Genomic DNA, 6,000 nt, shown 5'->3' on the forward strand with positions numbered 1-6,000 from the left:
CCCCTGCCCCGGCCCCGCCAGCGCGACAGCGACAGATCACGCCAGCCGCTCCAGCAGCCGCATCATGAAACGCCGGCCTTCCTCGAACTGCGCCACGGTGATGTATTCGTCCGGCTGGTGCGCGACGGTGATGCTGCCGGGGCCACAGACCACCGCCTTGTAGCCCGCCGCCTGAAAATGGCTGGCCTCGGTGCCGTAACTGACGAAGTTCTCGGAGTTGTCGCCGGTGATCCGGCGGACCAGCGCCTCGGCGGTGTTGTCGGGTTCGGGCGCAAAGGGCGGCAGGCAAAAGCGTTCGGTGATCTCGATCCAGGCCTCGGGGCGGATCTTCTGCATGCCTGCGGTCAGTTCGGCCACCTTTTCCTCGGTGACACGGCGCCACTGGTCCGGGGTTTCGCCGGGCACCACGCGGTAGCCAAAGCCGAACTCGCAGTCCTTGGCGGCGATGTTGTGCGCGGTGCCGCCCTTGATCATGCCGACGTGCAGGTTGGTGTAGGGCGGATCGAACAGCCCGGCCATGCCCTGCGGCTCGGCGGCAGCGAGGCGCTCATTCATCCGGTTGGCCCAGTCGATCATCCTGGCGCCCCACATGATCGCGCTGACGCCGGTGTGCAACAGGGCGCTGTGCACCTCGAAGCCATGCACGTGGATCCAGTAGGTCAGCCCGCCCTTGTGGCCGGTCACCGCCTTCATCATCGTCGGCTCGCCCACGATCACGTCCGCCGCCCTGGGCAGGACCTGCATCGCCTCGATCAGCGGCGGCGCGCCGGCGCAGCCGATCTCCTCGTCGTAGGACAGCGCGATCTGCAAGGGGCGCGAGACGCCGCGCCGCTGCGCCTCGACCAGCGCCCAGATCGCCAGAGCGTCGAATCCCTTCATGTCGGTCGTGCCGCGGCCAAACAGGCGACCGTCGCGTTCGGTCACGCGCCAGGGATCGCAGGTCCAGTCCTGGCCGTCGACCGGCACAACGTCGGTATGGCCCGACAGGATCACCCCGCCCTCGACCGGAGGGCCGACATGGGCAAACAGCGCGGCCTTGCCCGGCTCGTCCGGCTTGACATGGCGGTGGGCGGTGATGCCGTGGGCGGCCAGGTAGTCCTGCACCCAGTCGATCAGCGGCAGGTTGCTGTCCCGGCTGACGGTCGGAAAGCCGACCAGCGCGTCAAGCAGGGCGCGGGGCGAAAGCGGCTCCGGCATGGGCGTTCTCCTGTCTTTCGGATTGTGCAAACATCCTTCTCACGGCGACACCCGCTCCGCAACCACCGGGCAATGGTCCGACGGCCAGTCGTCGTTGACGCGCCGCCGCAGGGTCCTGGGGCCGGTCAGGGTGCGGACCTGCGGGTCATGGGCGACACGGTCGATCCGGCCGAGGATGCGCAGGCCGCGGTTGAAATGAACGGTGGTGTCGCAGAGGGCGGCGAGCCACCGCCAACAGCAGGCGCAGGCTGCGCCAGAGGGCAGCGGTTTGGTGTCGCCCGGCACGATCACCGGCTTGCCCACCGCCAGGTGCGGCGTGCCACAGGCGGCCAGCAGCGCAAGGCCAAGCAGGCCGCCGAGCGAAAGCCCAGTCCCCCTGTCAGACGCCGTCAGGCACGTCGCGCAGCCAGCGACCATCGGTCCAGGTGACGTGCCAGTCGGGTTGTTCGGCCTCGATGGCGCGCAGCACCTCGGCGGTGCGCTGCCATTCGTCGATGGCCAGGCTGATGCTGAGGTCGATGCCCGATGCCAGCAGGACATGAAACTGGAACTTGTCTTGCCGGGCGAATCCGCCGGTGCCCTCAGCGTTCCAGTAGAGGCGGGGCACATGCCGGTCGAACACCGCCCGCAACTCGGCGGGGGGGCCGAAGGGCACCGCCGGGTTCCGTTCCACCAGCCCCTCCAGCCAGGGCGACCCATCGAGGCAGGGATCGTCCGGCGAGGACGGCCGCGGCCCGTCGAAGCGCCAGATCTGCAGCAAGCTCGCCACGCCGCCGCCCCGTCAGTACCCGCTGTCGGTGGTCAGCACGAAGTGGCCGGGGCTGACCTCGTCGTAACGCGAGGGTTCCGGCTCGTAGCCGACCGGGTGGATCGGCGAGGGGATCGGCTTGAAGTTGAGGTCCTTTTCGGACTTGCGCTGGCGCGGGTCGGCGATGGGCACCGCCTTCATCAGCGCCTGCGTGTAGGGGTGGCGCGGGTCCTCGAAGACGGCGCGGCGCGGCCCCAGTTCGACGATCCGGCCCAGGTACATCACGCCGACGCGGTGGCTGACCCGTTCGACCACCGCCATGTCATGGCTGATGAAGAGATAGCCCAGCCCCATGTCGGCCTGAAGTTCCATCATCAGGTTGATCACCTGCGCCTGCACCGACACGTCCAGCGCGCTGACCGCCTCGTCCGCGACGATCAGGCTGGGCCGCAGCGCCAGGGCGCGGGCGATGGCGATGCGCTGGCGCTGGCCGCCCGACAGCTCGTGCGGGTAGCGGCGCATGAAGCTGCGCGGCAGTTCGACCCGGTCGAACAGCTGGCCCACGTGGTCCATCACCGCGCTGCCGGTCTCGATGCGGTAGTTGTGGATCGGCTCGGCCACCTGGTCGGCCAGTTGCAGCTGCGGGTTCAGCGAGGCAAAGGGATCCTGAAAGATCATCTGCATCTCGCGCCGCGCCTCGCGCAGGGCCTCGGTGCCGAGGCTCATGATGTCCTTTCCGGCCAGGTCGATCTTGCCTTTCAGCGGCTCCACCAGACGCAGGATGGACCGCCCGGCCGAGGATTTGCCACAGCCCGATTCGCCCACCAGGCTCAGCGTCTGTCCCTTGTTCAGGACAAAGGACACGTTCTCGACCGCGTGCACGTTGGCCACTGTCCGGCGGAAAAATCCGCCCTTGACCGGAAAGCGCGTGGTCAGCCCCTCGACCGTGAGCAGAGGCTTGTTCGTGCCGGGGATCGGGCGCAGGTCCTGGTCGGTGCGGCCGACCAGCTTCATCGGTTCGGGCAGGTCCTTGCCGGTCATCTCGCCCAGCTTGGGCACGGCCGCCAGCAGGGCGCGGGTATAGGGATGCTGCGGGCGTTCGAAGATCTGCTCGACCGGCCCCTCCTCGACCTTGTTGCCGCGGAACATCACGACGACGCGGTCGGCCATCTGCGCCACCACGGCCATGTCGTGCGTGATGAACATCACCGCGGTGCCGGTCTCGCGCTTGAGCCGGTCCATCAGGGCGAGGATCTCGGCCTGGATGGTCACGTCCAGCGCGGTTGTCGGCTCGTCGGCGATCAGCAGGCGGGGTTTGCAGGCCATGGCCATGGCGATCACCACGCGCTGCCGCATGCCGCCCGACAATTCGTGCGGGTACTGCGTCAGGCGGCGCTCCGGCTCGGGGATGCGCACCTCGCGCAAGAGTTCGATGGCGCGTGCCTCGGCCTGCTTGCGGCTCATGCCGCGGTGCACGCGCAGCCCTTCGGTCAGCTGCTTGCCGACGGTAAAGACCGGGTTCAGCGCGGTCATCGGCTCCTGGAAGATCATGCCGATCTCGTTGCCGCGGATGTGGCGCATGTGCTTCTGGTCGAGCGTGCGCAGATCGACCTGGCCGCCTTCCTTGCGGTCGAACAGCAGGCGGCCGCCGGCGATGTCGCCGCCGCCGTATTCCACCAGCCGCATCAGCGACAGCGACGACACCGATTTGCCCGAACCCGATTCGCCGACCACGCAGACGGTTTCTCCCGGGCCGATGTCGAAACTCACGTCCTCGACGCCCAGGACCGGGCCATCCTTGGTCTGGAACTCGACCCGCAGCTTTTCGATCCGGGCAATCGGCCGCTGTGTCGGCTCCGGTGCAGTGTCCAGCATGTCGCGCTCCCCGCTGTCTGAAGCCGAAGGCTAGGGTTTGCGACGCCTGCATGTAAAGGGGGCGAATGCTTTTACCTCAGGCAACGCTTGCAATTTGCGCATGTTCTGCTTTCGATGGGGACGGAGTGGGGTCAGGGGGATTTTTTCGGCGCGAAGTGCTTGCACTCCGGTGCCGACTGTCCGACCCTCCCCGCCACAAACATGGAACCGGACTCAGCCGGTTTCGACCAACATGGAGTGAACTCATGAAACTCAAGTCCCTGATGCTTGGGGCAGTTGCCTTGGCCGCCCTGGCGCCGGCAGCTTTCGCCGAGCGCGCCTCGGACGGCGATGTAAAGATCATCTACTGGCAGGCCCCCTCGATCCTGAACCCGTTCCTGTCGGGCGGCACCAAGGACGTCGAAGCGTCCTCGATGATCATCGAGCCGCTGGCCCGCTACAACGAAAAGGGCGACCTGGTGCCCTGGCTGGTGGATGAGATCCCGACCGTGGCCAATGGCGGCGTGTCCGAGGATCTGACCTCGATCACCTGGAAACTCACCCCCGGCCTGCTGTGGTCCGATGGTTCGCCGTTCACCTCGGCAGACGTGAAGTTCACCTATGAATACTGCACCCATCCCGAAGGCGGCTGCGCGCAGCTGACCAAGTTCGAAGGCGTGGCCTCGGTCGACACCCCGGACGACACCACCGTTGTCGTCACCTTCGCCAGCCCGACGCCGAACCCCTACGGTCCCTTCGTCGGCGGCGAGAGCCCGATCCTCCAGAAGGCGCAGTTCGAGAACTGCCTCGGCGCCGCGGCCTCGACCTGCACCGAGCAGAACTTCAATCCGATCGGCACCGGCCCCTTTGTCGTCACCGAGTTCAAGCCGAACGACGTGATCACCATGAAGGCCAACGACAACTACCGCGACCCGGCCAAGCCGGCCTTTGCCACCGTGACCTTCAAGGGCGGCGGCGACGCGGCGGCGGCGGGCACCGCGGTCATGGAGACCGGCGAATTCGACTACGCCTGGAACCTTCAGCTGGCACCCGACGTCATCGCCAAGATGGAAGCCGGCGGCAAGGGTGTCCCGGTGGCAGGCTTCGGCCCGCTGCTCGAGCGGATCATGCTGAACCACACCAACCCCGATCCGAACCTCGGCCCGGACGAGCGGTCCGTGATCCGTCCGCACCCCTTCCTGCAGGATCCGGCGGTCTACAAGGCCATGTCGATGGCGATCGACCGTCCGCTGCTGGTTGAAATCGGCTACGGCCAGGCCGGCAAGGTCGGCTGCTCCTGGGTGCCCGCGCCCGAGGCCTTTGCCTCGACCTTCGAAGGCTGCGACGTGCAGGACCTGGAAGGCGCCAAGGCGATGCTGGATGCCGCCGGCATCGTCGACACCGACGGCGACGGCGTGCGTGAAAAGGACGGCGTGCCGCTGTCGATCGTCTACCAGACCTCGGTCAACGCCGTCCGCCAGGACTTCCAGGCGCTGATCAAGGATTGGTGGGAACAGATCGGCATGAAGGTCGAACTGCGCTCGATCGACGCTTCGGTGTTCTTCGGCGGTGACGCGGGTTCGCCCGACACCTTCCAGAAGTTCTATGCCGACGTCGAGATGTACGCCAACACCTTCAACGGCACCGACCCGCAGGCCTACCTGGGCAACGGCCTGTGCGACAAGGCTCCGCGTCCGGAAACCCAGTGGCAGGGCGAGAACATCTCGCGCTTCTGCATGCCGGAATACGACGCGCTGCACGCCGAGCTGAGCGCCACCGCCGACATGGCGGAACGCCAGCGCATCGGCCGCGAACTGAGCGCGATGGCGATCGAGAACGGCGCCATGATCCCGCTGGTGCACCGCGGTCGTCTTTCGGCGCATTCCAACACGCTGGGCGGCGTTGTCCTGAACGTCTGGGACAGCGAGCTGTGGAACGTCGCCGACTGGTACCGGATCGACTGATACGGCACATGCGCGTGGCGGCGGGGTGATGCCCGCCCCCCGCCAACCCGGCGGGGGGGGGGGCGCCCCCCCCCTGCCTTTCCCCCCCCCCCTCCCCCCCGGCGCCCGATCCCTCCTTTCCCGCCCCCCCGCCCTATCCTCCCGATCCCGCCCCTCCTGTCATTCAGTTTCTCCTTTTCTTTCTTCTTGCACCCCCCCCCCGCCGCCCGCAGGGCGCGGTTCCCCCTGCCCCTGCCC

General features: G+C 67.5%; 5 protein-coding genes. 1 reads left to right on the forward strand and 4 read right to left on the reverse strand.

The window, feature by feature from the left end; all coding sequences use genetic code 11:
- Positions 1-36: 36 nt before the first annotated feature.
- From argE to MAA8898_RS19930, 4 genes are read right to left on the reverse strand one after another with little or no spacing between them, the layout of a single operon-like run.
- Positions 37-1,197, reverse strand: a complete 1,161-nt coding sequence (argE, locus tag MAA8898_RS19915; RefSeq protein ID WP_094022781.1) for an acetylornithine deacetylase — start codon at positions 1,195-1,197, stop codon at positions 37-39.
- A 39-nt stretch (positions 1,198-1,236) separates the two neighbouring features.
- Positions 1,237-1,614 carry a hypothetical protein gene (locus tag MAA8898_RS19920; RefSeq protein WP_094022782.1) on the reverse strand — a complete coding sequence of 126 codons (378 nt, stop codon included), beginning with the start codon at positions 1,612-1,614 and terminating at the stop codon, positions 1,237-1,239.
- Positions 1,577-1,966 carry a hypothetical protein gene (locus tag MAA8898_RS19925; protein ID WP_094022783.1) on the reverse strand — a complete coding sequence of 130 codons (390 nt, stop codon included), beginning with the start codon at positions 1,964-1,966 and terminating at the stop codon, positions 1,577-1,579. The genes MAA8898_RS19920 and MAA8898_RS19925 overlap by 38 nt, the downstream gene beginning before the upstream one ends.
- 12 nt (positions 1,967-1,978) lie before the next feature.
- Positions 1,979-3,820, reverse strand: a complete 1,842-nt coding sequence (locus MAA8898_RS19930; RefSeq protein ID WP_094022784.1) for an ABC transporter ATP-binding protein — start codon at positions 3,818-3,820, stop codon at positions 1,979-1,981.
- A 245-nt stretch (positions 3,821-4,065) separates the two neighbouring features.
- On the opposite strand from MAA8898_RS19930, the gene MAA8898_RS19935 reads away from it, so the two are divergent.
- Positions 4,066-5,763 carry a peptide ABC transporter substrate-binding protein gene (locus MAA8898_RS19935; RefSeq protein ID WP_094022785.1) on the forward strand — a complete coding sequence of 566 codons (1,698 nt, stop codon included), beginning with the start codon at positions 4,066-4,068 and terminating at the stop codon, positions 5,761-5,763.
- Positions 5,764-6,000 lie beyond the last annotated feature (237 nt).

This window comes from Antarctobacter aquimaris, from assembly GCF_900184945.1.
Taxonomy (GTDB): Bacteria; Pseudomonadota; Alphaproteobacteria; order Rhodobacterales; family Rhodobacteraceae; genus Maliponia; species Maliponia aquimaris.